Source organism: Spongiactinospora rosea, from assembly GCF_003315795.1.
Classification (GTDB): Bacteria; Actinomycetota; Actinomycetes; order Streptosporangiales; family Streptosporangiaceae; genus Spongiactinospora; species Spongiactinospora rosea.
Map to the genome: position 1 here is coordinate 147,627 of NZ_QMEY01000009.1, position 26,546 is coordinate 174,172.

Consider the following 26,546-nt stretch of genomic DNA (forward strand, 5'->3'; position numbering starts at 1 on the left):
TCGGGCTGGTCAGTGGCGTGGGGTCAGCCGGTCGGTGAGGTCCTGGAGGAGGAAGTCGTTCGGCTTGAGGGCCTCCGCGGGCGGTTCCAGCGGTACGGCGGGGCAGCTCGCCCGGTACGCGGGCGGCTTCAGCTCGATCAGGTACCGGTCGATCGTGCTGATCGTGCAGTCGCTGCGGTCGTAGACGGTGTGCCCGGTGCCCTCGTACGTGAGCAACCGGCCGGCCTTGCCGAGCTGGCGGGCGACACTGGCCGCCCAGGCGTGGCCGGTGATCGGGTCGTTGCGGGAGTTGACGACCAGGATGGGCGGGGCGCCGGGTGCGCGCAGGCGGCGCTGCGGATACGGGATGGGGCGCGGCTCGCTCAGGCACCAGGAGTTGACCGTCAGCGTGGACGGATTGAACTCCATGTCCGGGGCGTCGGCCTTGGCGTGGCGCAGTTGCCGGGTGTACTCCCGGTAGTCCCGGATCCGCATGTCGAAGTCGGCGCAGAAGAGCTGCCAGGGCAGATGGAAGTCACCCGGGGCCCGCAGGGGTGCCTGCGCCTGCGGGGCGCTCGCGTCGAGTCGGGCGATCTGCTCGGCGGCGGAGTACCACGCGGGCGCGTACGAACCGTTGAAGATGATCCGGAGTACCTGGGACTTGGTCATCCTGCCCAGCTCACCGCGTTCGGCGCGGTCCTTCAGGCGCGTCCAGATCGCGCGTACGTCCTTGCCGTGCAGAGCGCATCGGGGCTCGCCCGCACACCACTTCACGAAGGCGTCGAAGGCGCCCTGGGCGTGTGCGGCCGTGTCCCGGAAATAGCGCTCGCGGCCGGCGCTGTGGTCCACCACGCTGTCCAGGGCCATGGCCCGGATGCGGCGGGGGAACCGCTCGGCGTACGCCTGGCCGATCACCGTCCCGTAGGAGATCCCGTAATAACTCACCTTCTCCTCGCCGAGCGCGGCCCTGACGGCGTCCATGTCATGGGCCACGGAAATGCTGTCCAGGTGCTCGAACACCGGTCCGGTGCGGGATTTGCAGTCGGCGCGCATGCGGGTGCTGAAATCCCGCCAGTGGTCGAGTTCGGCCTGGTTCTTGATGAACGTGTCCGGATACTGGGCCACGAGATCGCCCGAACACAGGACCTGATTGCTCTTGGCGGTGCCGCGGACGTCGAAGCCCACGATGTCGAACCGGCGGCGGACCTCCGGGCTGAAGAAGTCGAAGGTGGCGAACGTGGCACCGGACAGACCGGGCCCGCCGGGGTTGACCAGCAGCGACCCGATCCGGGCCGCCGGGTCGGTGGCGCGCTGCCTGGACAGGAACAGCTCGACGGTCGGCCCGGCCGGGTTCTTCCAGTCCACGGGCACGGTGAGGGTGCCGCACTCGAAGTTCTCGGCGGGCGGCGCGCAGGCGGCCCACTCGATCGTGGCGGGGTCCGGTCCGGCCGCCTGCGCGGGAGTGAGCCCGGTCAGGCCGACGAGGGCGGCCAGGGCCGCGGCGAGTAATGGCCCGGTCTTACGCATGTGATCTCCAATCACCGGGGCACGTCCATTGCCTGGACGCCAAGATTGTCGATCACCTTGATTCCGGTTACCACGGCCCGCTGTTCATAATGACGAGAAATACGTCAGTGGCCGCGTCTCATTGCTCGTGGTAATACTCGGCGACCGCGTTGAAGGCCGCCTTGGGCTCCCACGGCATGTCAGGGTAGGCGACCCCGTTGCGGTCCTCGTAGACCTTGACGACGCCGTAGGAGGCCAGGTCCAGGTCCGCGCGCGGATCGCCGTCGGGCCGGTGCGGGTGGTCGGTCAGCGCGAAGGTGAACACGAAGGCGGCGTCGATCCCCGCGGCCTCGAAGGCTTCCAGCGACTCCCGCAGGTACGCGGCCTGACCGGCCTCGTCGCGTACGTACTCGCCGTTCAGCCGGACCGGCGCGCCGGTCTCCCGGTCGTACTCGACGATCTCCAGCCCGTTCGCGCCGCGCTCGCCCGCCCCCTTGTACCCCGCCGACCCGAACTCCGTGATCGCCACCGGCAGGCCCTGCCCGACAAGGGTCCGGACACCTTCGGCGAACCGATCCGCGATCTCCGCCGACCGGTAGAGATCCACGGACATGATGTCGAAGAGTGTCCAGTCCACCCGCTCAAGCGGCACCGACGCGTAGGTGACCTTGCCGCCGAAGCGCTCGCGTACCAGCGCCACCGCCTGGCCGAGCAGTTCGTTGATGCGGGCGGCGGTCGCGCCCAGGAGTCCCGGCAGGTCATCGGACTCGCGCAGCAGCCGTACCCGCTCGGCGGAGTCGTCGCCGGGCAGCAGGCCCTTGACCATCAGGCTGAGTTCGGCGCCGGTGACGAACACGACCTCGGCCCCGCGCCGCCTGATCCGTTCCGCGCGCTCGGCGCAGTCGGCGAACAGCGACAGGATCTCGGCGTTGGTCAGTTCCAGCGGATAGGGCGAGAACCAGACCTCAAGGCCCAGGTCGGCGGCGTGCGTGGCGGCGATCTCGATGCGTTCCGGGTCGCCGCCCATCACGCGGACGGCGGTGCAGTGCAGGTCGTCACGGATGACGGTCAGTTCGCGCCTGACCACGTCGGGATCGAACTCCTTGCGGGAGATCACCCCGTCCTTGACGAAACCGGTGTCGTAGCTGATGCCTTTCGCGCGCATGGCTGGCCTCCTCGGAAGATACGGTACGCCACGTACCTTAGTTGCCGACGGACGAGGAGGGCAACCACAATTGGACCGGTACGCGGCGTACCGATGGCCAGGAGAGCGAGGATCCGATGACACAGCCGGGCGGCGGGCGGACACGGCGGCGCGGAGCCGCACTGGAGGAGGCGATCCTGCGCGCCGCGGTGGACGAACTCACCGAATCCGGATATGCCGGGCTGACCATGGACAAGGTCGCCCTCCGCGCCGGTACCAACAAGAACGCCATCTACCGCCGCTGGCCCAACCGCCTCGCACTGGGCGTCGCCGCGTACCGGCTGCTGACCTCGGCGGTCTCCTCGCCGGACACCGGCAGCCTGCGCGGCGACGCCCTTGAGCTGCTGCGCGGGGCCAATCGCCACTGGAGTTCGCCGCTCGGCGCGATCCTGCGCGACCTGCTCGCCGCGGCCGGCGGCGCGGCGGAGGTACTGGCGCAGTTGCAGGAACAGTCCGGGGAGGCCGCGGCGGCCCCCTGGCTCACCGTCCTCGGGCGCGCGGTCGCGCGCGGCGAGGTCTCCCCCGAGGCGCTGCACCCGCGGGTCGCGACCGTGGCGATCGTGCTGCTGCGCAACGAGTTCGTGATGCGCGGGGTGCCCACCGCCCCCGACGACGTCCTCGTCGAGATCGTGGACGAGGTCTACCTTCCGCTGGTACGAGGGCGGGGCGCGGTCACCTCCACCTGACCGCCGTCGCCGTCGCCGTCGCCATCGGAGAGGAACGACGCCAACTCCCGCCCCTGATCGGCGATGGCGTCGCGGTCGGCCCGGGTGAGGTCGCCAAGCGGGGTGACGGTCACGGTGTCGTCCTTGACGGTCCAGGTCGCGGCGACCCGGCCGTCCACCAGCACGACACGGACCCCCTCGACGGACAGGCCGCGGTGGGCGTCGTCGATGATCCGGCTGCGGTCGTGGTACCCGAGGATCGCGTTGTCGAAGGCGGGCAGGAAGCGTACCGGGGCGGGCGTGTCCGGGTCCGGGCGCGGGGCGTCGGGCAGGTCCAGCAGTACGCGGCCCCGTTCGTCCCGGAAGGTGACCAGCTCGTCGCGCATCTCGGCGACCGCCGCGGGCAGTCCGGCGAGGCCCGACCAGGCCCGTACGTCGGCCGTCGCGGCCGGCCCGAACGCCGCCAGATAACGCCGTACCAGCGCCTTGCCCACCGGGTCGGAGCCGTTCGCGGCCGGTGGGTCGATCTCGCGCCCGAGCCAGGACGTCACCAGGGCGTAGCGCGCTCCGCCCTTGGCGCGCCACAGACCGCGCGGCGGCAACTGCACCGCGGGGAGCAGGCCGGCGATCAGCATCTCTCCGAGCGGCCGGTGTCCGGGCTCCGGCCAGCGGGCGGTGAGCGCCCGCGCGAGTTCGGGCATCGTACGCGGCTCGCCGTCGGACATCACCGCGAGGCCCGCGGCGGCGAGCTCGTCCAGGTCCACACCGGCGAGTTCGCGGCGGTAGGTACCGAGCACGCGTTGCCGCAGCATGGCGTCGTGGCGGGCCCGCCAGGCCAGCATGTCGGCGGCGGTGACGAGGTGGACGGTACGCCGCATCAGGGGCGCGCGTACCACCTGGCGGTCGAGCAGCAGGTCCGACAGCGCCGCCGGATCGAACGCGCGCAGCCGCGACCAGAGCCCGACGAACGGCTCCTGCGGTTCCTGGGCCTGGAGGCCGCCGAGATGCGCGACCGCATCCAGGGCGGGCAGGTCGGCGCGGTCGAGCAGTAGCTGGCGGGCGAGGGTCGCGCGGTTGAGCGCCCGGGTGCTGAGAACGGTCATCGGCGCGGAGGTCGCTCCCTTCTTGGGTGGGCTGGGATCACTCTCGCAGCAGTAGCGGACAGGGTGTGGCCGCTTGTTGGTCCGTCAACCACCCGGTCGTCAAGCACCCGGTCGTCCACGAGTAGCACCGCCGCCACGGCGGCGCCCAGCTCCGGCGGGGGTCATCAGGGTCGCCCTGATCGCCTGCACCCGCTGGGCGCTGTTGAACTGCCGTCCGGGCGGCCGGTGTCCAGGCCGCCCATCAGGAGGTCGGCCAGCGCGGTCACCGCGTCGGCGGCGCTCACCCGCCCCCGGGTCAGCTCGGCGGCGATCGCCTCGGCCGCGCCCAGCGCGCCGACGCAGCGCAGCCGCAGCGCTTCGCCGGTGATCGCGGAGTAGGGGACGAGCGCGTCGGCCATCAGGTCGATGTACCTGTCCAGTACTTCCTGCTGCATCGCGTCCAGCTCCGGAATCCCGCGCAGCGCGGCGGCGACGGCGTTCAGCTCCGGCATGGCGGTGGCGCACGCGAAGTAGGCGCCGCTGATGACGCGGGCGACCTCGTGGGGAGTGGGCGGGGCGTCCTTCAGCGCCTCGGTCAGCGCGGCCCGGTGCTGTTCGTCCAGGCGCAGGTAGAGCGCGAGCAGCAGGCCGTGGCGGGTGCCGAAGTGGTCGTAGACGATCGGCCTGCTCACCTTGGCGGCCTCGGCGAGGGAGGGCAGGGTCAGGCCGTCGGCGCCGTGGGCGCGCACGAACGCCGTGGCGGCGTCCAGCAACTGCTCCCGCCTCGCCTGCTTGGACAGGCGGGTCGATCTCGGGGCCATGGTCCTCCCTTGCGTCGGGGCCCCAGCTTAAGCTACAAAGTGTAGGCTACAAAATGTAGGTTATCTGGAAGGGGAGCGTCGATGGAGCACTCGAAATCGGTACTGATCCTGGGTGGTTCGGGTCAGGCGGGCGCGAGTACCGCCGCCCTGCTCCGGCGGTGGCACCCGGAACTGCCGCTGACCATCGCCGGGCGTGACCTCGGCCGCGCGCAGCGGGTCGCCGACGAGCTGGGTGCGGCCGACGCCGTCACCATCGACCTGCGGCGCGGCGACCTCGGCCTGCCGGGCGGGCGGAGCCATTCGGCGGTGGTCGCGACGGTGTGGGACTCCCGGCTCAACGGGCTCCGGTACGCGCAGGACCACGGCCTGCCGTACCTCAGCATCTCCAGCGGCCTGATGGACCTGACGCCGGAGGTCATCGCGGGCGCCCAGCGGACCACGGCCGCCCCGATCCTGCTGGCCAGCCACTGCCTGGCGGGCCTCGTCGTCCTGGCGGCACTGGACGCGGCCCGGGAGTTCGCGCACGTCGAGACCGTCCACATGGCGGCGGTACTGGACGAACAGGACGCCGGCGGCCCCGCCGCCATCGAGGACATGGAACGCCTGATGGCGGTCTCCATGGCGGGCCTGGTCCGCCGCGACGGCGTCTTCACCTGGATCGGCGGCGCGGAGGCGGAGGCGGTCGAGGTCGCCTGCGCCGACGGCGTCGTACTCCCCGGCCAGCGGGTCGCCATCCCGGACGTACCGAGCGTCGCCCTCGCCACGGGCGCCCCCAACGTCCACTTCGACCTCGCGGCCGGCGAGTCCACGAGCAGACGACGCGGCGGACCGCCCTCCATCGAGTTCCGCATCGACATCGAGGGCACAAGCCCGGCGGGCACCCCCCTCACCACGACCCGCCACCTCACCCACCCCGAAGGCCAGCGCCCCCTGACCGCCCTCGGCATCACCCTCGGCATCGAACACCTCCTCGGCCTCCATGGCCCCCTTCCCACCCCCGGCCTCCACACCCCCGAATCCCTCATCGACCCCACCTACGCCACCACCCGAATGACCGAAATCGGCACCCTCCCCATCACCCCCTGACCCCCTCCTGCAAGATCAGGCGACCCGCTTTCGGGACAGGCCCTCACCCCCACCATCACCGAGGAACAGCCACACCCGCCCCCCGGCGTGGACCAATCACGGCACCACCACAGGCGCCAGCACCACACCCGCCCCGGTCCTCCGGCAGCCCCGCGCCCGACCAGCGTGACGTCTAGACCCTCAGTCCCGGCACCTCCACAGGCAGCAGGGCCGAATCAACCGCCACCACCCCCCGGTAGACCTGTCCCCGGCCGGGGTGGCGCTCAGACCGTCAGTCCCGGCGCCACCGTAGGTGGCAGTATCGAATCAGCCGCCGCCCGACCCCGCATCACCGTCAGCCGCAGCAGCAGGTGGTGGGATCGGTACGCCCCCTGTCGGCATCTGCCCCAGGCCGGTCGCCGCCTCAGGTGGCCAGCCTCCGCATCACCGCCGCCGGCAGGGTCGGATTGGCCGCCGCCGCCTCGGCCACCTCCCAGTCGTCGTCGGCGAGCAGTTCGACGATGACCTGCGCGGGAAGGGCCGGGTGCCCGGCGGCGATCGGCCGTGCGCGCCGGTCGGACAGGCAGGCCAGCAGTGCCGCAGCCGTGGCATGCGGGTGGCGGGCCACTTCACGGAACGCCTTGCGGACCGGTGGCCCGTGCAGTACCAGGTCCTCCAGCAGACCCGGCGTCGCGTCGGGATTCCTGGCCACCTGTGCGACGACCTGGGCGCCGAACCGGGCGACCATCGCCCGCAACAGCACATCCGGCAAGCCGGGGTGCGGCGCGACGGCCTTGACCACCTTGGCGTCCGGGTCGACGGCCAGCGCGTCGCGGATCTCCCCCCGCAGATCACGGCGCTCGGCCACCAGCATCCGGACGGCCGGGTCCGCGGCCGCCGCCAGTTCTGCCACCTCATCGCTGGAGGCGGCCGCCACCCGCGGCAACAGAGCCGAGCCGATCTTGGTCACCCCGGCCAAGCGGACGAGCAGGCCGAGCGGCACACACGGATTGTGCGCCAACCCGCGCCGTACGTCGTTGCTGGTGTCGGCGGCCAGTACGCGCGTCACTTCCTCGCCGATGCCGGGATTCTCCGCCAGCGCGGACCGGACGCCCGGTTCCGGACTGCTCGCCAGGCGTTCGTACACCTCCGGCGGCAGGCCGGGCCGCGCGGCCACCTTGGCCCGGAGCAGCATCGAGGGGTGCCCGCCGAACGGGATCACGGCCGCCGCGGGCGTCGCCGGGTTACTCAACGCCATCAGCCATATGCCATGAACCGCGGACTCCTGACCGCAGCCGATTTCGTGGCAACCGGCACTTTCACACGATCCACCACGGGCACCTTCAGAAGAGCCGAGGCAAAGAGCCCCCTTGGATGTGAGCAACCATGCGAGTACCGCCGGTGGAGTGGACTCGTTGGTCGCGACCGCGCGGCGTACCGTGGCCTGCGGGTGAAGCGCCAGCTCGGCGGCCAGATCCGGCGAAGTCGTCCACAGGGCGAGTTCCGCGACGACCCGCACATCGGTGTCGGCCGCGAGCGTCTCCCGTACGTCGGGCGGAAGCCCCGGACAGGCGGCCAGTTCCTCCCGGCGGTCAGCACCAGGGTCGGCCGCGAGCCGGCGTGCCCATTCCGGGCGTCCCGTGGCCGCGGCGAGCAGTGCGAGTGCGGCGTGCGGTTGCGCCGCGGGGTCGATGTCGCTCGCCACCAAGAGCCCGCGCTCGGCCAGTGCCGCAGCGGTTTCCTCATCACGCGCCAGCAAGGCCACCGCCTGACCATGGCTGAGATCCGTACGATTCGCCAGATGTCCCGCCGTGTCCTCGTCGGCGGTGGCGATGAGCCGGTCGACCAGGTCACCGGGCAGGGCCGGATTGGCGGCGAGGCCGCATCGGAGGTGGCTCATGAGCCGATTGTGGCCGTCCGCGGGCTCATGGCCGCGTCCGGGCATCCGAGGCGGCTCGGTAGGGTCGTGGCCGTGATGACCTTCGGTGCGGCAATCGACGTCCGTCCGCTGTTCCCGCGCGAGCGGCAGGCCATGCTCGGCCTGCTCCGGGCGCTGAGCCCGGCGGATTGGGCCAAGCCGACGGTCTGTCCAGGCTGGGACGTACACGACATCGTTGGACACGTCGTCAACGACTACCTGCGCCGCCTGTCGGGCAGCCGTGATGGGTACGGCGGCGCGGTGTTCGCCGACGACGAGACGCTTCCGGCCTATCTGGCGCGTACCAACGAGGAGTTCGTCCGGGCGGCCCGCCAGCTCAGCCCGTACGTGCTCATCGACCTACTGGAACACGCCGGGTCGCAGCTCGACGCCATGTGGGCGACCCGCGACCTGGACGCGCCCGCCGACCTGAACGTCTCCTGGGCCGCCACCGACGTCAACAGCCCCACCTGGCTGGACATCGGCCGCGAATACACCGAATTCTGGGTGCACCAGCAGCAGATACGCGATGCGGTCGGCCTCCCCGGAGCCACCGAGCCCGATCTCATGGCCCCGGTGACGGACATCTTCGCCCGCGCCCTGCCGTACACCCTGCGCGGGCTCGACCGCCCCGAAGGCACGCAGGCCCGCCTGGAGGTGACCGGACCGGCCGGTGGGCGGTGGACCGTGGTCCGGCACGACGGCCGCTGGCGGCCGGCGGCCTCCGGCGAGGAACCGGCCGCGCGGGCCGTGCTGGACCAGGACGCCTTCTGGCGGCTCGCCACCAGGGGCATCACCGTCGAGGACGCCCGCGCCCGCGCCACCCTGAGCGGCGACCCCGAACTCACCGCCGCGATGACGACATTGCTCGCGATCGTCGCATAATCGGCACACCTGTCGGAGAGTGCCTGGCGGACACGGCACCGGTAGCGGTACGGTCACATTCCGTGCCGTCCACTTCCCGAGAGGTGATTCATGGCACCCCGGTTCCGTACCCGCGACGGCCACGCCGTCGGCGTCGGTGATCGCGTCTGGAGTCAGAACCACTGGCCATGGTCGATCGTCAGTGTCGACACCAAGAAGGAGGGACGCTGGGCGAACATGGAGCACACCGAAGTCGAGTTCGACACGCTCTCCCTGTTCGAGGCGGACTTCGGCACCTACATCTACAAGTTCCATCCCGCGGAGGGGTGTCGCGAGGCGGGTTGTGCGCACCGCCCGTGGGGAGCCCGCTGACCTCGGGCTCTACCGGAGGATGCGGAAGACCGGGACGCGGTCGGCGATCCGCTCGAAGTCGTCCAGCGGGGCGTGCCGGTTCACCGGGATGTGCGGGCGGGCGCCCGGCGCGAGCCGCAGGTAGCGGCGGATGATGGGCGGGCGCAGCGCGGGCTCGACCTCCTGGAGCGCCACCTGTCGCCGACGGCCGTGCCGCAGCACCGCCCGGCCACCGGCGGCGCGTACGTTACGCACCCAGTTGGCGTCCTCGCCCAGCATCGACACCAGGTACCACTGCCCCTGATAGTCGGCGGCCACCAGCGGAAAGGACACCGCACGGCCGGTGCGCCGCCCCCTGACCTCCAGGGTCACCCAGTGCCTGGCCAGCCCGGTCGCGCTGCCGATCGCCCCGGCCCGGTTCATGATCCGAGCGACGCGATTCGGCCGCCCGCCCCGGTACAGCCACCGGTGCCAGCGCCCGGACATCCGAGTGCCAACGCTCATCGCACACCTGCGTATCCCCCGGTGTTTCTCCTGCTCATCCCACTTCACCACACGGTACGAGGGGCTGCTTCCACTGGGTCTTCACGAGGGGTCGGGGAGGCGGGCCGGGGCGGTGTTGCCGACCTGCTGGAAGATCACCGACGTACGGAATCCAGTGATCTCCCGGCGCTTGCTCAGCCGCTTGGTGAGGAACAGGTGCAGGCTGTCGAGATCCTGGACGGCGACGTGGAGCACGAAGTCGTCACCCCCCGAGATCACGAACACGCTCAGGACCTCGGGCAGCCCGCTCGCGAAGTCCTTGAAGGTGTCGACGACACTGCGGCTGAGCGGCCGGATCCCCACCGAGACCAGGGCCTGCACGCGGCGGTTGAGCGCGGCGGGGTCGATGTCGGCGTGGTAGCCCCGGATGACGCCACGGCGGGTGAGCGCGCGGACGCGTTCCAGGCAGGTGGAGGGGGCGATGCCGAGTTTTCGGGCGAGTTCGCGGTTGGACTGCCGCGCATCCGTTTGGAGAAGCCGCACGATCTCCGAATCAAGTTCGTCCATGGCCGGGATGCTAGTGCTCATTTCGGTCATTCGTTCGGTAGAGGGGGTTTGAGCGCGGCAAATGCCGGGTCGTCCGGGTTATCGTCGGCCGGAATGAGAGGAAGGCACCCATGCTCGATCACGAACAAATCCTCATCCGGCGGGGGCCGCGCTCCGGGCTTCCGGTCATCCTCGCCGTGCATTCCACCGTCCTGGGCCCGGCCGCGGGCGGACTCCGCCTCTGGCGCTACCCCGACTGGCGCGACGGCCTTTCCGACGCGCTACGCCTGTCGGCCGCGATGACGCTGAAGTTCGCGGCGGCGGGGCTGGCCATCGGCGGCGGCAAGACCGTCGTGGCCCTCCCGCACGACGCGCAGCCGGACTCGATCGCGCGCCACGATGTGCTCTACGACGTCGCCGAGGCGATCGACTCGCTGGGCGGGAAGTACGCGGTCGGCCCCGACGTCGGGACCACGCCGGACGACATGGCGGTGATCGGGGAGGTCACCACGCACGTCTTCTGCAAACCCCAGGCCCTGGGCGGCAGCGGCGACTCATCCCCGCACACGGCCCGGGGCACCCTGGCCGCGCTGCGCGCCGTCACCCGCCACCTGTACGGCGACCCGAGCCTCAAGGGCCGCCGAATGGCCCTTATCGGCCTCGGTCACGTCGGAGAACACCTCGCCCGCCTGCTGGCCGCCGAGGGAGCCGACCTGACCGTCACCGACATCGACCCCGCCAAAAGATCGATCGCCGACGAACTCGGAGCCGCCTGGCAAAGCCCCGAAGACATCCTCACCACGGACGCGGACATCCTGATCCCCGCGGCCCTCGGTGGCGTACTCACCCCCCAGGTCGTCCCGAACCTCCGCTGCCGCGCCATCACCGGCCCGGCGAACAACCAGCTCGACACCGCCGAGGTCGGCGACCTGCTCCACCAGCGCGGCATCACCTGGATCCCGGACTACATCGCGAGCGCGGGCGGTGTCATCAACGCCGGCACCACCGAACTACACGGCTTCACCCCCGACCAGGCCCTCACCCGAGTCAACGCCATCGAATCCACCGTCACCGACCTCCTCACCACCGCGACCACCCTCGGCATCACCCCAGCCCAGGCAGCCCACGACCTGGCCCACCGCCATCTCCGAACCGCAAAGGCACAACACACGCCCGGCGCCTGAAGCTCCACACGATCGCCCCCGGCCACGTGCCGCGGAGCGGTGGAACCGCCCTGCGAACGGAGTGAACCTCCCCTGGCCGCCACCGCCTTGGACCGTTGTCAGAGGTCCGCTGCGGTTGGGGTTGACGTGAAAGCAAAGGTCGTTATGGAAGTGGGCCTTCGGCCTGCCCTTCGTCGCCGCTCTCGCCACTGCGTTGTTCGCCGGTTTCGCGCCGACCGCGCAGGCCGTACCCACCAACTGCACCACCGGTGTCAACGGCTCGACGGCCGGCAGCCACTGCGCCGGTGGGACCGGCCGGCACCAGGTCGCGATCACCGTCCTCCACATCAATCCCAGCGTCGGGTACGTCTACAACACCGGCCCCTGGGTCTCCGCCGGGACCACCTCCTCCGCCTACTTCCCGCCCGGTCAGATCATCTCCATCCGCGTCAACACCCGCTGAGGACCAAGCGGCGCAGCGCGAGCGGGCCTGCTCATGGTCGTGCCAATACGTCTGCCCAGGCCCGCTCCGTGGCCAGGACGCGGGCGGACTCGGTGACGGTCGCGTGCCGGACGGTGAGCAGGTCGCCGTCCGTGGCGAGAACGGTCACGATCGCCGGGGCAGGAGTGGTGACCCGGTGGGAGGTGCCGGGCTCCGGCGGGCCGAAAGTGATCAGATCACCTCTGTCCACGGAGAACACCGGCGCGCCCTCGGGGTCGAGGTCGTGCCGGATGTGGGTGCGGACCCGGTGCTCGGCGAGGGTGCGCCAGGGATACGGGTCGTTCGTAACGTCCGGCTCGGGCTCGTCCGGGGGTGGCGGGGCCGTACGCTCGCGCAGCACAGGCCAGTCCATCGAGGGGACGTAACCGGACGGGCGTGGTGCCGCCCGCTCGGCCCGCACCGTCTCCGGGAGCGCATGGACGCCCGGGTCGAAGACGTCAAGAAGCGGCCAGAAACATAACAGCACGTGCGCCCGTCGCGGATCCTCCCAGAAGTCGCCGTCGCTGCTCCTGGCCGGAGGCACGTGGTAGGCGCGCACGCCGTACCGGAAATAGGGCGGGCCCAGCACGAACGCGTCGAGCGAGCCCTCGCCCTCGTCTTCGATCACGTTCAGGATGCCGCCGCCGCTGGCATAGCCGACCTCGCCGGCCGCCACCCACGGGTCGGGGGCCGGTGGCGGGGCGGCGTCCCAGCTCTCCAGGCGGACATCGATCGTGCCGTGCGAGACGGCGGTCCCGACGCTCAGCATGCCGGTGTGGATGTGGAGGATGCCGTCGGTCATCGACGCGGCCTCGACCTCGCCGCCGTACATGTCGATGAGCTGGAAACTGCCGTAATCCGTGCTGACGTCGTCTCTGAAGGAGCGCAGCTTCGCCGCCATGGTCTTTCCGCCTTTGTTGTGAGGGCTCGCTTACGGGCAGTAAGCGTAGAAGCCCCCACCGACAATTTCGGATCAGGACGAGCGCTCAGTCGCCGATCCTGAGGGCGGCGCCAAGGGACCGGCGGCTCGCGACAGCCGCATACGCGTACGCGCCCCCCACCGCCACCGCCGCGACCCCCGCCGCGAGCAGGGCGGCTGTCCGAAGGTCGATCGGGTGGCCGGAGACGTCCGCGTCCCCGGCGTACACGCTGAGGTCGATCCCCGGGCCGAGGGCCGAAGGCAGTACCAGGCCGAGCAGCAGTCCCGCCGCCGCGGTGAGCACGATCATCGGCGCGATCTCCAGCACCGTGAGCCCTCTGGCCTGCCGTTCGGAAAGGCCGAGCGTACGCAGGTAGGACAGCGCGGTGCCACGGTCGGCGCCGGTGACCACCAGCACGAGAAGGACCGCGAGCAGCGCGTACGCCGCCAGCGCGACGGTCACCACCAGCAGCGCCTGGGAGATGGCACCGGCCAGGGGAGTCGCGGTGATCTTAGCCAGCTCGCCGTCCACGGTCGTCACCGTGGGCGCGGCGGGCAGCCGCAGCGCCGCCGCCAGCCGGTCGGCGTCCAGGTCGTCACCGCTCACCAGCAGCATGTTCGGCTGGGTCCGGGAACCGGCGCGGTCGTTGGTGTCGTACGGTACGACGATCAGCCGGTACGCCCTGTCCACCAGCCCCGGAAGCGCCGCCACGGTACCGGCCGGAATCGCGGTGAACCGGGCGTTCCAGCCGACCTCCAGGCCGCCCTGACCGGCGAGGTCGCGGCTGACCAGCGCGGGCACGGCGGGCAGCGGCGTACCACCCGGTGCGGAGGCTTCGGGAGGCGGTTCCGGGGCGGTCAGCATGCTGCCGGCCAGCAGCGTCCGGTAGGCGGCCAGGTCGATCGCGACGCCGGTGCCGAAGTCGCTCCCCAGCCCGATCTGCACCTGCGATCTCATGGCGGGCACCACCGCGCGTACCCCCGGCACCTGCCGTACGCGCCGCACCGCCTCGGGCGGGATCTCCACGGTGCTCTCGATCCGCGCGCCCGCGCCGGTCCGGAGCCAGGCGGCCTCGCGCTGCGTCGCGTCCAGCCCCGCCGAGATCACCGCGGCGAACACCGAGACCGTCAGCGCGGGGAGCAGGATCAGCACCGGCAGCGCGGAGTACGACCGCGCCCGCGCGGCCAGGGTCAGGCCGAGGAACGGCACCGCGCCGGGCCCGCGGGTGGCGACCGCGGCGATCAGGCGCAGCGGACAGGGGTAGCAGCGTACGACGATCAGCGCGCCCGCCAGGGTGAGCGCGACCGGGACGAAGATCAGGAACGGGTCGGCCCCGCGCTCCGGCACCGAGGTGGTGAGGCCGCGGGTACGCAGCAGGTACGCGCCGCCGAGCGCCACGGCCACCACGATGACCTCCAGGGTGACCCGGCGCGGCGAGATCCGCCGCGTCACGAGGTCATCACGCCCGTCGTACGGCGGCCTGCGGTCCGCGACGACCAGCCTCCCGGCGGCGATCACCATGGCGGCGAGGGTGATGCCCAGCGGCCCGGCGTGCGCGACCGGTATCCCGGCCCCGGGTACGAGGCAGGACGCGGCGTACCCGAGGAGTCCCGCCGGTACCGTGACCAGGGCCACCGCCCCGGCCCCGATGGACAGGACCCGTGGCAGGGAACCGCCGCGGGCGCGCATCAGCCCCAGCGCGGGACGCATCCGCTCGGTGAGGAGCTGTACGGCGAGCGCGATCACGCCCACCGCCACGACGGCGAGCCCGCCCAGGATGAGCAGCAGCAGCGTCTCGGCGGTACGCAGCCGCCGCAGGTAGTCGGTGAGCAGCCCGGTGGGGCCGGGTTCTGCCGTCGCGCTCGCGCCGTACGACGGGACGCCCTTGACCGCGTCGCCGAACTCCGCGACGGCGTCGATGACCTGCCGGGCGTTGCGCGCGGTCACGGCGGACGTCCGGACCGGCAGCACCCACTGGTGGAGCAGCCTGCGGTGTTCGCCGTCGATGTCCCTGACCGACTCGGCCGAGGTCAGGGCGGTGCTGTGGTACTCGGTCGCGGTCGTGCCGGGAATCGGCCACTCGGTGGCGCGCAGCAGGTCCGTCTCGTGGTGCCAGTACGTGTCGGCGGGGTCCACCGCCTCGTAGACGCCGGTGACGCGGGCGGCGACCGTGCCACTGTGCCCGAGCAGCACGGTGGTGCCGACGGGCAGGCCCATCATGCGTACCGCGTGCGTGGGCAGGCCGATCTCGAAGAGGGGGATCTGGCCGAGCCCGGGGTCGCCCGGCACGGTGGTCCGGCGGGTGGGGCCGGGCGGCCTGCCCTGCACGTACCGAACCCGCCGGTCCGCGTCGGACAGCCAGGCCAGATTGAGGTACCGGTTGCTGTTCTTCAGCGCCTTCGCGCTCGCGGAGACGGGGGTCTCCACGGTCCTGACGCTGTGGTGGGCACGCGTACCGGGCCCGCGTTCTGTGACGGCCCGCAGATCAGGTGGCAGCAGGTCCCACCAGGCGCGGTCGTCACGGGCGAGCCGTTCCACGTCCGCCGTGGCCCCCGGTACGCGGTTCACCACCAGATCCACGGCGCTCGCCCGCGCACCGCCCATGCTTCGGTGCAGGGCGGCGTCGTAGGCGTACTGCACGGCCCTGGGCAGCCCGCCGACGAGCAGCGCGGCGGTGAACACGAGCACGGCCAGCACCACCGCGGGCCCTCGGTGCACACGGACCGGCAGGGTGATGTTCACCGGCCCTCCCCGATCGATGGATACAAGAACCATTGATGAGGGGCTGGTCAGGGGCAAGATGCGAAGGATGACGGTGATTGACCCGATATGGCATGGCTACGGGCATGTGATATCGAAATCGTGACACTTCAGGCCGCCGTACCCAGCGGCTTTCAGGCGTTCGCCACCGCGAGCGCGGCTTCGCGGATCGCCTGCCGGATGCGGTCTTCGCCCAGTTCTTCGCGCAGCGCCGCGACGTGGTCGGCGGCGAGCGGGGCGAGCAGGGTGTGGGCCAGTGCGTCGGCGTCGCGGTCCGGACGGGCCGTGGCGAGCAGGATCGCGATGTGGCGGTGCCAGAAGCGGTAGGCCTGCCCGGCGCGATCCCCCTGGTCGAGAGCGAGGTGGCCGAGCGGGCCGCCGGCCTGCTCCCCGACAAGAACGCGGCGATCGTGACCTACTGCTCCAACCCCGCCTGCCCCAACAGCGAGGCGGTCGCCCGGAAACTGACCGGGCAGGGCTACACGAACGTCCGCAAGTACCGCGAAGGCATCCAGGACTGGGTGGAAGCCGGACTTCCCATCGAATCCGGCGTACCCTCCGGCCACTGACCCGGGCCCGTCACACCCTTTCTTAGGATGTGGGCGTGGACATCTCCCGGCTCTCGCCCGAAGCCCGGCGGCGGCGCACCGCCGAGATCCGCGAGTTCCTGCGGTCCCGGCGGGCCCGCCTGACCCCGCAGGACGTCGGCATGCCCGCGGGCGCCGGGCGGCGCGCCCCCGGGCTGCGGCGGGAGGAGGTCGCGGTGCTGGCCGGGGTCGGGGTGTCCTGGTACACCTGGCTTGAGCAGGGGCGCGAGATCAACGTGTCGGCGGACGTCCTGGACGCCATCGCCCGCGTACTCCGGCTCGGCGACGCCGAGCGGGAGCACCTCTACCTCCTGGCCGGGCTCAACCCGCCGAACGGCGGGCCCGCCGACCGGGCCGTCCCCGACGGTGTGCGGCGCGTGGTCGAGGGCTGGTCGCCCCGCCCGGCGTACGTCCTGGACCGGCACTGGAACCTGGTCGCGGTGAACGCCGCCGCCACCGCCGTCTTCGGTTACGGCGAGGACTGCCACAGTTGCCTGGTGGCCCACTTCATGAACGTGCGGGTCCAGGAGGCGGTCTGCCACTGGCAGGACGCGGCGCGGGCGATCGTCGGGCAGTTCCGGGCGGACGCGGCCCGCTATCCGGACGACCCGGAATTCGGGCGGATCGCGGCGGAGCTGTGCGAGGTGAGCCCCGCCTTCGCCGAACTGTGGGCCGAGCACCCGATCGGCAGCGCCGCCCAGGGCACCAAGGCGGTACACCACCCCGAAGCGGGCGAACTGGTCTTCTCCTACACGACCTTGCCCCTCATCGACCTGCCCGGTTACCGGCTGATGCTCTACACGCCCGAGCCGGAGTACGACACCGGCGCGCGCCTCGCCGCGCTGCTGGGCCTGCCGCAGCCCGTCCCCGGCTGAGGAAGGTGGTGCCGGCAGACCCAGGCTCAGCCGGCTCTCACGAGTTCGCGGCCGCCGGTCCAAGGATCGTCGGCATGGAAAGATTCACCAACAGAACGGCCCTGGTCACCGGTGGCGGCAGCGGCATCGGCCTGGCCGTGGCCCGCCGGCTCCTGGACGAGGGCGCGTACGTCGTCATCAACGGGCGCGACCAGGAACGCCTGGAGAAGGCCGCCGCCCGCCTCGCCGCCGGCGAACGCCTGCTGACGGTGCCCGGCGACGTCGCCTCCCTGCCGGACCTCGACGCGCTGATGCGCAGGATCGAGACCTGGCGCGGCCACCTGGACGCGGTCGTCGCCAACGCCGGCATCGGGATCTTCAAGCCCAGCACCGAGATCACCGAGGCGGACTTCGACCACACCATTGAGGTCAACCTCAAAGGCATCTTCTTCACCATCCAGAAGGCGCTGCCGCTGATGCGCGACGGCGGCGCGATCGTGCTCAACGCGAGCTGGACCCTGCACCGCGGCCTGCCGATCGCCTCGGCGTACTCGGCCAGCAAGGCCGCCGTCCACAACCTCGCGCGTACGTTCGGCGCGGACCTCGCGCCGCGCGGCATCCGCATCAACTCCGTCAGCCCCGGCTACATCGACACCGAGATGTACCGCGCCTCGGTCGACGAGCCGGGGGCCGAGGCCGCGCAGGTGCCGCTCGGCAGCCTCGGCCACCCCGACGACGTCGCCGCCGCCGTGGCCTTCCTGGCCTCCGACGACGCCGCCTACATCACCGGGCAGGACCTGGTCGTCGACGGCGGCCTGCTCGGCTCGATCCCGGCGTGAGGCGCGCGTTCACCCTGGCCGCCGTACTGCTGACGCTGCTGACCCTGCCGACCTCGGTGACGGGGTCGGGGGTGGCGCTGGCGCACATCGGCCGGGACGTCCAGGCGCCGCTGGACGCGCTCCAGTGGGTGGTGCACGCCTATAATCTGACGTTCGCGTGCTTCATGCTCGCGTGCGGGTCGCTGGGCGACCTCTACGGACGGCGGCGGGTGTTCGCCGCCGGGGCGGTGACGTTCGGGGCGGCGTCCCTGGTGAGCGCGGTGACGACCGACGTACTGCTGCTCGACCTCGCCCGCGGGGTGGCGGGCGCGGGGGCGGCGGCGCTGCTCACCAGCGGGAGCGCGGTGCTCTCCACGACGTTCGACGGCAAGGCCAGGGACCGGGTGTTCGCGGCGCTGGGCATCGTCACCGGCGCGGGCCTGGCCCTGGGCGCGATGGCCGCGGGTACGCTGGCCGACTCACTGGGCTGGCGCTGGTTCTTCGGCGCGCACGCACTGCTGATGGTGCCGGTACTGGCCGCCGTCCCCGCCATGCGCGAGTCGCGGAGCCGGACGGAGGCCCAGGTCGACTGGCCCGGCACCGGCACGTTCGTGGGCGGGTTGCTGCTGCTGATGCTCGGCACGGTCGAGGGGCCGCAGTGGGGCTGGGGCAGCCCCGGTGTGCTGGGGCTGTTCGCCGGGGCCGCGGTACTGCTGGCGGCGTTCGTCCTGGTGGAGCGACGCCGGCGGCACCCGATGCTGGACCTGGAACTGCTGCGTAACAAGCGTTTCATGGGCCTGTGCCTGATTCCGGTGGTGGTGTCCTTCTCCTTCGTCGTACTGCTGCCGCTGTTCCCGAACTACCTGATGGTCGCCAACGGCCTCGACAGCCGCGCGGCGGGCGCGACGATGCTGCTCATGACCGTCCCCATCCTGGTCGCGCCGATCCTGGCCGGCCGCCTGGTCGGCTGGGGCCTGCCCACCCGGACGGTCTTCGCGCTCAGCCTCGCCTGCCTCACCGCCGGCCTCATCTGGCTCACCCTGACCCTCACACCGGGCATGGACGCCACCGCCCTGGCCGGCCCGCTGATCACCCTCGGCATCGGCCTCGGCCTGAACTTCGGCCTGGTCGACGGCGCGGTCCTGACCACCGTCCCCCCCACCGAGGCCGGCACGGCGGCCGGCTTCCTCAACACCCTCCGCCTGGGCAGCGAGGCCGTAGCCATCGCCGCGACCGGCGCCGCCCTGGTCAACCTCACCCGCACCCGCCTGCCCTCCACCCCATCCCCCAAGGCCGTCTCCAACAGCGTCAACGCGGGCGACATCACCACCCCCCTCTCCTGGCTCCCCCACCAGGCCCGCCCGGCCTTCCTCGACGCGGTCGCGCAGAGCATCACCGGCGCATGGCAGCTCGTCCTATGGTCCTGCGCCGCCATCTGCGCCCTGCTCTCGATCACGATCTGGGTCCTGCTCGCCCAGCGCACCGAATTCAAAGCCTTAAAGGAGCAAGGGTAAATATGTGCTGATTCGCCGCTTAGTGGGGGGTATGCGGGCACTTGGGCGGCATGAGAGCAATCCTGCGCCTCTGTACGGCCGCCTCGGTGCTCACGGGACTCGCCGTCAGCGCCCCGCCCCAGCCGAGGGTCGTCGCCACCGGGCTGAAGGATCCGTACGAGATCGTCATGGGCCCCGACGGCCACCTGTGGGTGACGGAGAAGAGCGGCCTGGCCGTCAAGCGCGTCAAGCCGGACACCGGCGAGGTGACCACCGTGCTGAACCTGTCCGGCCAGGCCGCGCACACCCGGCTGGGCACCAAGGACGGCGTACTCGGGCTGGCCCTGCACCCCGATCTCGGCAAGGGAACGGAAGCCGATCACGTCTACCTCTCCTACACCCACAAGGGGGCGGGGGGAAACACGACCAGGCTGGTCCGTTACACCTGGGCTGACGGCCGGCTGGCGAATCCGCGCGATGTCCTGATTGAGCTGCCGTCGAGTGTCGACCACCAATCGGCCCGGCTGCGGTACGGGCCGGACGGCATGCTCTACTACAGCATCGGCGACCAGGGCAACAACTACGAAACCCGGCACTGCCACCCCAACCACGCGCAGACCCTGCCCACCGCCGATCAGGTCGCCGACCGGGACTGGTCCGCCTACCAGGGCAAGATCCTGCGCATGGAACCGGACGGCTCGGTACCGGCGGACAACCCCGAGATCAACGGGGTGCGCAGCCACGTCTACGCCTACGGTTTCCGTAATCCGGACGGTCTGGCCTTCAAGGGCGACGGTCTCTACGCGGTCGATCACGGGCCGAGTACCGACGACGAGCTCAACAAGATCCAGGCCGGTGCGAACTACGGCTGGCCCAACGTCGCCGGGTTCAAGGACGACAAAGCGTACGTGTACGGCGCCTGGGCCGAGGCGCCGAACTGCGCCGGCCTTCCTTACGACCCCAACAAGATCCCACGTCAGGTGCCGCAGACCAAGGAAAGCGCCTTCACCAAGGACGCTCAGGAACCACTGTTCACCTTCGGCACCACGGTCGAGTCCGGTACGGACTTCGGCCCCAGGCCACCGTGCAACGATCCGAAGACCGCCTACGTCTGCTGGCCCACCCTCGCGCCGTCGAGCCTGGAAGCCGCCGGCGACGACCTGCTGGTGACCATGCTGAAGGAAGGCGTGGTCCAGCGGATCTCCAGCACCGGCAAGCCCAAGGACGAGCTGTACCGCACGGTCGACCGCTACCGCGACACGGCGTTGAGCGCCGATGGGAAGACGTTGTACATCGCCACCGATCTCGCCGGTGTACCCACCAGGGACGCGCGGGGAGCACCCACCACGAAGCCGGCCAATCCCGGCACGATCCTGGCGGTGCCGCTCGGCTGACGTCGGCACGGTGACGATGCTCGAAACCACCCGTGACAGCACCGCTCACGTTGCCGAGTGGCTCGGGTCCGCCGCCGCATGAGCCACCTCACGTCGTGGCCTCGCCCATCGTGTGAACCAGCGCAGCACGTACTCGACCGGGCCGTACCGGTGGCCGCGCAGCCACCACGCGCTCAAGGCGAGCAGCACCGCGTAGATCACCGCCGCGACTCCCATCACCGCGAGCGGCGACAGCCTGCCCGCGAGCGCGAGGCCATAGCCGGTGAACACCAGGCAGCACAGGACCGACTGCCCGATGTAGTTCGAGGCCGCCGCCCGTCCCGCCGGGGCCAGCGCCCGGCCCACAGCGGGAAAACGCCTGATCACCTGGAGGAACGTCACCACGTACGCGGCGGTCAGCAGTACCGAGGCCACGTTGTTCACGGCCATCGAGAGGAGTTCGAGGGCGTTCCCGCGGGCTTGCGCCCAGGTGAAGAAGGCCGCCACGGGCAGCCCGACGCCGAAGCCGGCCCACTGGATCCGCGGCACGAGCCGGGCCCAGCGCTCCGGCTCCTGCAACACCCGCGACTTCCCGGCCGCCATCCCGAGCAGGAACAGCGCCAGCGCCATCGGTCCCTGCCCGACCCACACTATTGCGGCCAGCCCCGGATAGGTCTCGGCCTGGAACGTCAGTACGCCCAGCGGCCCGCTCCTGACCAGCTCCTCGGCCCGCGCTCCGCCCGCCGCATCCACCAGCGGCGCCGCACCGCCGGCCGGGTCCAGCAGGGTGAGCCCGGCCAGTACCAGCCAGATCACCGACATGCCCCCGATGATCCAGCAGCCGATGACGAACGCCCTCCTGGCCGAGATGCCGCGCAGGGCCAGCAGGACCAACCCCAGGATGGCGTACAGGGTGAGGATGTCGCCGATCCACAACAGGAACCCGTGCGCCACCCCGATCACGAACAGCCCCAGGCACCGCCGCGCCATCCTGGCCTTCACCTTGACGCCGTCCCGCGACATGAGCGTGAAGGAGTACCCGAACAGGAACGAGAACAGAATGTAGAACTTCGTCAGCACCGCAATGCTGACGAACCACGCGACCGGCCCCTCCGTGATCGGCATCGTGCCGGTGCTCACGGCGTAGCGCGGGTCGGCGAAGAAGCCGATGTTGGCCACCAGAATGCCCGCCAGCGCGAACCCACGCACCGCGTCGATCTCGTGCACTCGCCTTGATCCCGGCGTCTGTGTCATGGCCACGACGCTAAAGACACGGTGCGGGGCGGGGCATCGGCCCTTGGCAGATCCTGGGAGCGACCAAAGTCTACGGCGCGCGGGCGACAGGGGCCGGTGGGGTCGTGCAACGTGTTCTCGATAACGGCCCGGTGGCAACGGAGCACGACGCCTGAATGCCCCGTAAGGCAATGCGGCCCTTCGGAAAGTAGTCGAACTACCGCTGTGCGTTAATGATGGGAAGGCCCCGGCGGGAACGCCGACCCCCACCTCCTGGAGGCACCGATGAAACACCCCCGCCCCCCAGCACCCCCCGCCGCTCGCCGTGCGCCGCCGGCCGCCCGCGCCGCCCTGCTGGCCCTGACCGCCGCATCCGCTCTGACCCTGACCGCTCCCACCGCCACGGCCGAACGCCGGCAGCCCGGATGCGGCACCAGCATCGAGCAGTGGATCAGCGGCTCGTTCGCCCAATACCAGGGCTACCTGCGATCCTCCGACGGCGAGACCGCCGACGTGATCGTCCGACTGGACGGGCAGGACGCCACCGTCCTCCTGAACGGCTCTCCCCAGCCTCCCCAGCCCTACCAACTGGCCCCCTCCGCCACCACCATCAGCTGGGGGCCATCCGCCTTTCCCAGCACCCTGTCCGCCCCGTCCTGCGCAGGCGGCAGCGTGACCGACGCCGACTTGTCCGTCCAGACCCCGGGGCAACTCGCCGCGCAGGGCCGGGGCTACCGCACCGGCTGACCCCGCCGGCGGCACCGATCACGCTCGTCACGGCCGCCACCCGGCATCGAGGCCGGGAATGTCCCGGCCGGTCGGTGACCAGCACGTAGCGGGGCCAGATATCCCGGCGACGCCCAGGGCCGCGGCGATCCGGGCCGGGCCGGGCACGGCGCGACACGATCACCCTCGCAGAATGGGCGAAGGAGATCGGTCGCACGCCCGAGCACATCGCCATACGCTGACGGCCGGCCCGGGACTTCCCACGCCCGACCGGCCGCCGCCGACGGCCGGGCATCCCCGGGCCCGGCGAACCGGTGTACGACCGCCAGGCCCTGGAGGCCTGGCTCGCCGCATGGGAGAAGGCCGACGCCGCCGGTGTGAGATTTCCGGCGATCCCGACGAGATGCGTACCCTGGGTGCGATCGCCCGGCTGCTCGGCATCGACGGCACGACGCTCACGCAGTACCGGCCGAAGTTCGATTCGCACGCAGAACATCGCGGTCAGGGAGCCCGCAGGCTCTACCGCACGGGCGACATCGTTGAGTGACGGGCGCTGCCAATGCTGATGCTCGCCGGGGACGCGACCTCACCGATCAGGAGGCCACGCGCCTGCGGGCCGCCTCCACACCGGAGGAGTGGGCGGCCATCGCGCGGGAGCTGCTGGCCGACGGTGCGAGCCGCCCGGGCATCGGCCGGGCGGCTCGGCCTCAGCGGCAACGCCGTTGAGCAGCGGCTACGGGACCGATAGCGGCAAAGTGCGGTAGTGGTGGCTTTTTGACCCACCCGAGCGGTCCGAGTCAGGGACTTCTCCTCCGCTCAGGACGCGGCACGCCGTGCCTGGCGCATGCGCGATGTGGGTAACGCCAACGCCCGCCTACCACGCTCTTTGTCCTTGGCCAGTACAGCGACTACGCCAGCAAGTAGCCGCACGATCCCATCCGGGGCGTATCGGAGGACAAGAAACAGAGCGACCCGCAGAGACCGGAAGCGCGGCAAGGACGGCGGCAAACGTGGACATGGCGCGGCTCTCCCAACAGTGAGAACAGCGCCTATGCCGCAGGGCCGTCTATGGGTGCGCGAAGCCGCAGAGACAAAATCAATTGCCACCACATTCCACCCGCTGAGCACCAAGCCGAACCGTCACCCCAGAGCCAGGGGATCTTTCCCCTTCACTGCCCGATCCGATAGAGCAGCTTCATGCCCATACCCCAGCCCTCCCCCAAGGATCTGTACAGCGCCAAAGCATCCGGCGGCGAAATCACAACGTGCGGATGTTGACCGCGACGAAGTCGTAGCCGTCCTGCCGGCGCTGAATGAGCTCGAATTCCACGCGGTCTCCGGGTTCCAGGACCCGGTAGCCGACGGCAACGATGTCGCTGAAATGCGCCCACGCGTCCCGCCCCGAGGGCAGCTCACGCAAGGAGATCTCACCCCACCCTTCTTCTGCGTTCTAGGACTTCACAACACCACGCGTCATCACCCAATCCTGCGCCTTGTGGCGGGATGGGACATCCTGGGTCGGCCGAGAAAGCCGACGTGGACGAGGGCGTCGAGCAGTTGGCCGCCCGCGACTTCTTCCGGGCCGACATCGACGCCGTCCGCTCGCAGGACCCTCGCGTTCTGCCCGGCAGCATTTGGGTCGAACTGGCGCTGATCGACGTCCGGACGACGGCTTCGCCATCGGCCACGTCAACCATCAGGAGTTGTTCGATCGAGTGGCCGCAGTCGGCCCCGGGTCTCCGACCAGCCGTACTGGGCGGGCCGGGCGACCGCACCAGGCATCGCTACCGGACACGACGCTCCGACGCCAACCGCGGCGTCCCTGTCAGCCACCCTCACGATCGAGTTGACCGCCGAGGCCGGCGCTCGCGCGGCCGTCGTGGCCGAGACGGTACGTGCCGACGGGGCGGAGGCGCCCGCGAGGCTGCTGCTCGATGTGATCGGCTGGAACGGGCCCGTTGACGCGCCTGGAAATTCGGTTAATTTAACAACTGCAATAGATGGCCTTCCAAATTATGGCCTTCCAAATTCAATTTTGCACGGCGCTTCACCGAGATCAATTCGGTACCATGGCACGGCGACCCATTGATTGGCAGCGATTCGTGGACTAGTATTCATTCCGGCAACGCGTAGGTTCCAGAATTCATTTCCAACAACGGGGGAGTCGGGGAGTTCTGATGACACAGCCGCGCCGGGTTCTGGCAGTGTGCCTTTCGACGCTGCTCATCTCGACCGTCTCGGTGACGCCATCCCAGGCCAGCGCCTTCGCCGGACCGACGTTCGACTGGGGAGCGGGCAAGTATCACGCGAGTAGCGACTTCGTCCCCGGAGCGTCGAAAATCCAAATCGGCGGTGCCGGCGGATCCGGTGGCTCCGCGAAACAGTGGTACACGCAACTCGTCCGCACCACTGACAAGAAAAAGATTCTTTCCACCTACAGCTACCCCACCGACGGGCAGAACCACACCCACCCCCCTCAGGCCCGCGTAGCCACCAACACCGCTTACTACCTGCGCTGGTACGGGCAGGACAAGAACGAGAACAACGGCAAGTCCGCGCCCTGGGCAAAGGCGTACGCACGCTGGTGAACTTCAGCACGCGCGTGACGACGTTGGCAGGGCGAGCGTCGTTGGCCACAGGGATGCTCGCCCTCGCCTGCCTCAGCGGATGCTCCGATGACAAACCGCTCGCCGTGCTCGGCGCGGGCACGATGGACGGCGCGTCCTGGCGGGTCGAACTGGTAGAGGACACTGGTGAGTTCTGCACGCGAGCCTGGGTCGCCGACGTCAGGACCAGTTACGGTTGCGCACCCGCGCCCCGAGCGGCCGACCTGCCGGTCAACTTCGTCCTCGACGGAAGCGATCCACGCATCCTACTCATCTACGGAATTGCCGCCCCGAAGGTCGTGCGGATGGAGTCGCACGGCGATCGGACTCTTGCCGTCCCCCTTCGCACGCAGGCCGCCGCACCCGACCGGCGCTATTTCGCCTACGCCGTACGCCCTGGAACCGCACGCGACCTGATCGCTTTCGCCGCTTCCGGCGAACCGATATTCTCCGGTGCCGCAAAGATCCGAGAATTCTCCTAACGACAGCACGCGCGTCCCGGCTTCACCCCCGCGGCGGCCCACGTCTTCGGCCCGACCACGCCGTCTACGGTCAGCCCCTTGTGGTCATGCTGGAGCCCTTTCTTCGCCGCGCGGTCATGGAGAGGCAGGTTGGCAGCACCTGCCGTCGAGGCGATCGGAAACAGTCGGTGATGTGCATTGATCGCCATGACGATCGCCGAAGTGGAGAATCCACCTGCGGTGATTCCTTTGCTGACCGCAGCGCGTGCGCTCGGCATCAGCCGGAATTCGGCCTACAGGCTCGTGAAGCGCGGCGAATTTCCTGTCGGGTCATCCGGATCGGAGACACGTATCGGGTGCCCACCGTCGATCACTAGGACGGGGTTCCTTGTAAGGGTCGCATCGGTGCGGGACTGTGGCTCCTTCGCCGACGGTGACCACTGGACCATGAGCCGCTGCATCTCGGGTGGTCATGTCCGTGGCCTTGGGCGACAAGCTTGATCTCCGTCATTGGAGCAAGATGCCATGAGGCCGCCCAGCCGCCTCTTGATTTTAGGCCAGGCCGTCAAGGCCATATCGACGATCTT

At 70.5% G+C, this 26,546-nt stretch carries 29 protein-coding genes; 17 read left to right on the forward strand and 12 right to left on the reverse strand.

Translation table 11 applies throughout. The features are described 5' to 3' along the window. Nucleotides 1-9: 9 nt before the first annotated feature. Together DP939_RS21940 and DP939_RS21945 are read right to left on the reverse strand one after the other, a co-directional pair. Complete coding sequence (locus DP939_RS21940) at nt 10-1,506, reverse strand: alpha/beta hydrolase (RefSeq protein WP_113982636.1); 1,497 nt, start codon at nt 1,504-1,506, stop codon at nt 10-12. Nucleotides 1,507-1,624: 118 nt separating this feature from the next. After that, the gene (locus DP939_RS21945) at nt 1,625-2,650 is read right to left on the reverse strand and encodes a hypothetical protein (protein WP_113982637.1); all 1,026 of its coding nucleotides are present in this window, start codon (nt 2,648-2,650) and stop codon (nt 1,625-1,627) included. Between the two features lie 116 nt (nt 2,651-2,766). Between DP939_RS21945 and DP939_RS21950 the strand changes: the two genes are divergently transcribed. Next, nucleotides 2,767-3,375 (forward strand): TetR/AcrR family transcriptional regulator, encoded by a 609-nt coding sequence (locus DP939_RS21950; protein ID WP_113982737.1) that lies wholly within the window; start codon nt 2,767-2,769, stop codon nt 3,373-3,375. On the opposite strand, the gene DP939_RS21955 is transcribed toward DP939_RS21950, so the two are convergent. Together DP939_RS21955 and DP939_RS21960 are read right to left on the reverse strand one after the other, a co-directional pair. Further along, the gene (locus tag DP939_RS21955) at nt 3,330-4,457 is read right to left on the reverse strand and encodes a winged helix DNA-binding domain-containing protein (RefSeq protein WP_113982638.1); all 1,128 of its coding nucleotides are present in this window, start codon (nt 4,455-4,457) and stop codon (nt 3,330-3,332) included. The genes DP939_RS21950 and DP939_RS21955 overlap by 46 nt on opposite strands. Before the next feature lie 164 nt (nt 4,458-4,621). Beyond that, nucleotides 4,622-5,257 (reverse strand): TetR/AcrR family transcriptional regulator, encoded by a 636-nt coding sequence (locus DP939_RS21960; RefSeq protein WP_113982639.1) that lies wholly within the window; start codon nt 5,255-5,257, stop codon nt 4,622-4,624. An 81-nt stretch (nt 5,258-5,338) separates the two neighbouring features. On the opposite strand from DP939_RS21960, the gene DP939_RS21965 reads away from it, so the two are divergent. After that, nucleotides 5,339-6,343, forward strand: coding sequence for a saccharopine dehydrogenase (locus DP939_RS21965; RefSeq protein ID WP_113982640.1), 1,005 nt, complete (start codon nt 5,339-5,341; stop codon nt 6,341-6,343). Nucleotides 6,344-6,746: 403 nt separating this feature from the next. On the opposite strand, the gene DP939_RS21970 is transcribed toward DP939_RS21965, so the two are convergent. Continuing rightward, entirely contained in the window at nt 6,747-8,222 is a 1,476-nt protein-coding gene (locus DP939_RS21970; RefSeq protein ID WP_113982738.1) for a hypothetical protein, read from the reverse strand. A gap of 75 nt (nt 8,223-8,297) precedes the next feature. Between DP939_RS21970 and DP939_RS21975 the strand changes: the two genes are divergently transcribed. Continuing rightward, entirely contained in the window at nt 8,298-9,125 is an 828-nt protein-coding gene (locus tag DP939_RS21975) for a maleylpyruvate isomerase family mycothiol-dependent enzyme (RefSeq protein WP_113982739.1), read from the forward strand. A gap of 90 nt (nt 9,126-9,215) precedes the next feature. Beyond that, the gene (locus DP939_RS21980) at nt 9,216-9,476 is read left to right on the forward strand and encodes a hypothetical protein (protein ID WP_113982641.1); all 261 of its coding nucleotides are present in this window, start codon (nt 9,216-9,218) and stop codon (nt 9,474-9,476) included. 9 nt (nt 9,477-9,485) lie between these two features. On the opposite strand, the gene DP939_RS21985 is transcribed toward DP939_RS21980, so the two are convergent. Both DP939_RS21985 and DP939_RS21990 read right to left on the reverse strand, forming a co-directional pair. Beyond that, the gene (locus DP939_RS21985; protein WP_199565327.1) at nt 9,486-9,959 is read right to left on the reverse strand and encodes a nitroreductase/quinone reductase family protein; all 474 of its coding nucleotides are present in this window, start codon (nt 9,957-9,959) and stop codon (nt 9,486-9,488) included. An 81-nt stretch (nt 9,960-10,040) separates the two neighbouring features. Then, nucleotides 10,041-10,505: an Lrp/AsnC family transcriptional regulator gene (locus tag DP939_RS21990; RefSeq protein ID WP_113982643.1), complete on the reverse strand. Its 465-nt coding sequence runs from the start codon at nt 10,503-10,505 to the stop codon at nt 10,041-10,043. A 110-nt stretch (nt 10,506-10,615) separates the two neighbouring features. On the opposite strand from DP939_RS21990, the gene DP939_RS21995 reads away from it, so the two are divergent. Then, entirely contained in the window at nt 10,616-11,668 is a 1,053-nt protein-coding gene (locus tag DP939_RS21995) for a Glu/Leu/Phe/Val dehydrogenase family protein (protein WP_113982644.1), read from the forward strand. 193 nt (nt 11,669-11,861) lie between these two features. Continuing rightward, nucleotides 11,862-12,110 (forward strand): hypothetical protein, encoded by a 249-nt coding sequence (locus DP939_RS22000; RefSeq protein ID WP_113982645.1) that lies wholly within the window; start codon nt 11,862-11,864, stop codon nt 12,108-12,110. Nucleotides 12,111-12,141: 31 nt separating this feature from the next. Here the strand turns inward: DP939_RS22000 and DP939_RS22005 are convergent, their stop codons facing one another. Both DP939_RS22005 and DP939_RS22010 read right to left on the reverse strand, forming a co-directional pair. Beyond that, complete coding sequence (locus DP939_RS22005) at nt 12,142-13,029, reverse strand: hypothetical protein (protein ID WP_113982646.1); 888 nt, start codon at nt 13,027-13,029, stop codon at nt 12,142-12,144. Between the two features lie 85 nt (nt 13,030-13,114). Then, complete coding sequence (locus DP939_RS22010) at nt 13,115-15,790, reverse strand: hypothetical protein (protein WP_113982647.1); 2,676 nt, start codon at nt 15,788-15,790, stop codon at nt 13,115-13,117. 329 nt (nt 15,791-16,119) lie between these two features. Here DP939_RS22010 and DP939_RS22020 point away from each other — a divergent pair, with 329 nt between their 5' ends. The 5 genes from DP939_RS22020 (at nt 16,120) to DP939_RS22040 (ending at nt 20,954) form a co-directional block, all read left to right on the forward strand. After that, nucleotides 16,120-16,377 carry a rhodanese-like domain-containing protein gene (locus DP939_RS22020; RefSeq protein ID WP_199565328.1) on the forward strand — a complete coding sequence of 86 codons (258 nt, stop codon included), beginning with the start codon at nt 16,120-16,122 and terminating at the stop codon, nt 16,375-16,377. A 35-nt stretch (nt 16,378-16,412) separates the two neighbouring features. Continuing rightward, nucleotides 16,413-17,270 (forward strand): helix-turn-helix transcriptional regulator, encoded by an 858-nt coding sequence (locus DP939_RS22025; protein ID WP_318656304.1) that lies wholly within the window; start codon nt 16,413-16,415, stop codon nt 17,268-17,270. A gap of 74 nt (nt 17,271-17,344) precedes the next feature. Continuing rightward, entirely contained in the window at nt 17,345-18,088 is a 744-nt protein-coding gene (locus DP939_RS22030) for an SDR family NAD(P)-dependent oxidoreductase (RefSeq protein ID WP_113982648.1), read from the forward strand. After that, entirely contained in the window at nt 18,085-19,581 is a 1,497-nt protein-coding gene (locus tag DP939_RS22035; protein WP_113982649.1) for an MFS transporter, read from the forward strand. The genes DP939_RS22030 and DP939_RS22035 overlap by 4 nt, the downstream gene beginning before the upstream one ends. 50 nt (nt 19,582-19,631) lie before the next feature. Continuing rightward, complete coding sequence (locus DP939_RS22040; RefSeq protein ID WP_113982650.1) at nt 19,632-20,954, forward strand: PQQ-dependent sugar dehydrogenase; 1,323 nt, start codon at nt 19,632-19,634, stop codon at nt 20,952-20,954. Nucleotides 20,955-20,999: 45 nt separating this feature from the next. On the opposite strand, the gene DP939_RS22045 is transcribed toward DP939_RS22040, so the two are convergent. Further along, nucleotides 21,000-22,187 (reverse strand): DUF418 domain-containing protein, encoded by a 1,188-nt coding sequence (locus tag DP939_RS22045; RefSeq protein WP_147268071.1) that lies wholly within the window; start codon nt 22,185-22,187, stop codon nt 21,000-21,002. A 264-nt stretch (nt 22,188-22,451) separates the two neighbouring features. Here DP939_RS22045 and DP939_RS22050 point away from each other — a divergent pair, with 264 nt between their 5' ends. The 3 genes from DP939_RS22050 to DP939_RS45485 all read left to right on the forward strand — a co-directional run bounded on the left by DP939_RS22050 (nt 22,452) and on the right by DP939_RS45485 (nt 23,618). Beyond that, a complete protein-coding gene (locus tag DP939_RS22050) occupies nt 22,452-22,913 on the forward strand; it encodes a hypothetical protein (RefSeq protein ID WP_113982652.1) in 462 nt (153 codons plus the stop codon). A gap of 382 nt (nt 22,914-23,295) precedes the next feature. Then, complete coding sequence (locus tag DP939_RS46260) at nt 23,296-23,439, forward strand: MerR family transcriptional regulator (protein WP_158578648.1); 144 nt, start codon at nt 23,296-23,298, stop codon at nt 23,437-23,439. After that, nucleotides 23,436-23,618 carry a hypothetical protein gene (locus DP939_RS45485; protein WP_147268072.1) on the forward strand — a complete coding sequence of 61 codons (183 nt, stop codon included), beginning with the start codon at nt 23,436-23,438 and terminating at the stop codon, nt 23,616-23,618. Before DP939_RS46260 ends, DP939_RS45485 begins: the two co-directional genes overlap by 4 nt. A 532-nt stretch (nt 23,619-24,150) precedes the next feature. Here the strand turns inward: DP939_RS45485 and DP939_RS22065 are convergent. Continuing rightward, nucleotides 24,151-24,312: a cold-shock protein gene (locus DP939_RS22065; protein ID WP_158578649.1), complete on the reverse strand. Its 162-nt coding sequence runs from the start codon at nt 24,310-24,312 to the stop codon at nt 24,151-24,153. Between the two features lie 757 nt (nt 24,313-25,069). Here DP939_RS22065 and DP939_RS22070 point away from each other — a divergent pair. Continuing rightward, entirely contained in the window at nt 25,070-25,480 is a 411-nt protein-coding gene (locus DP939_RS22070) for a hypothetical protein (RefSeq protein ID WP_147268073.1), read from the forward strand. Then, the gene (locus tag DP939_RS22075) at nt 25,477-25,980 is read left to right on the forward strand and encodes a hypothetical protein (RefSeq protein ID WP_147268074.1); all 504 of its coding nucleotides are present in this window, start codon (nt 25,477-25,479) and stop codon (nt 25,978-25,980) included. The genes DP939_RS22070 and DP939_RS22075 overlap by 4 nt, the downstream gene beginning before the upstream one ends. Here DP939_RS22075 and DP939_RS47035 read toward each other — a convergent pair. After that, nucleotides 25,977-26,237 carry a peptidoglycan-binding domain-containing protein gene (locus tag DP939_RS47035; protein WP_199565351.1) on the reverse strand — a complete coding sequence of 87 codons (261 nt, stop codon included), beginning with the start codon at nt 26,235-26,237 and terminating at the stop codon, nt 25,977-25,979. The two genes, DP939_RS22075 and DP939_RS47035, sit on opposite strands and share 4 nt — an antisense overlap. Between DP939_RS47035 and DP939_RS49320 the strand changes: the two genes are divergently transcribed. Then, on the forward strand, nt 26,167-26,460 hold the full coding sequence (locus DP939_RS49320) for a helix-turn-helix domain-containing protein (protein ID WP_404828604.1): 294 nt from the start codon (nt 26,167-26,169) through the stop codon (nt 26,458-26,460). The genes DP939_RS47035 and DP939_RS49320 overlap by 71 nt on opposite strands. Nucleotides 26,461-26,546: the final 86 nt, after the last annotated feature.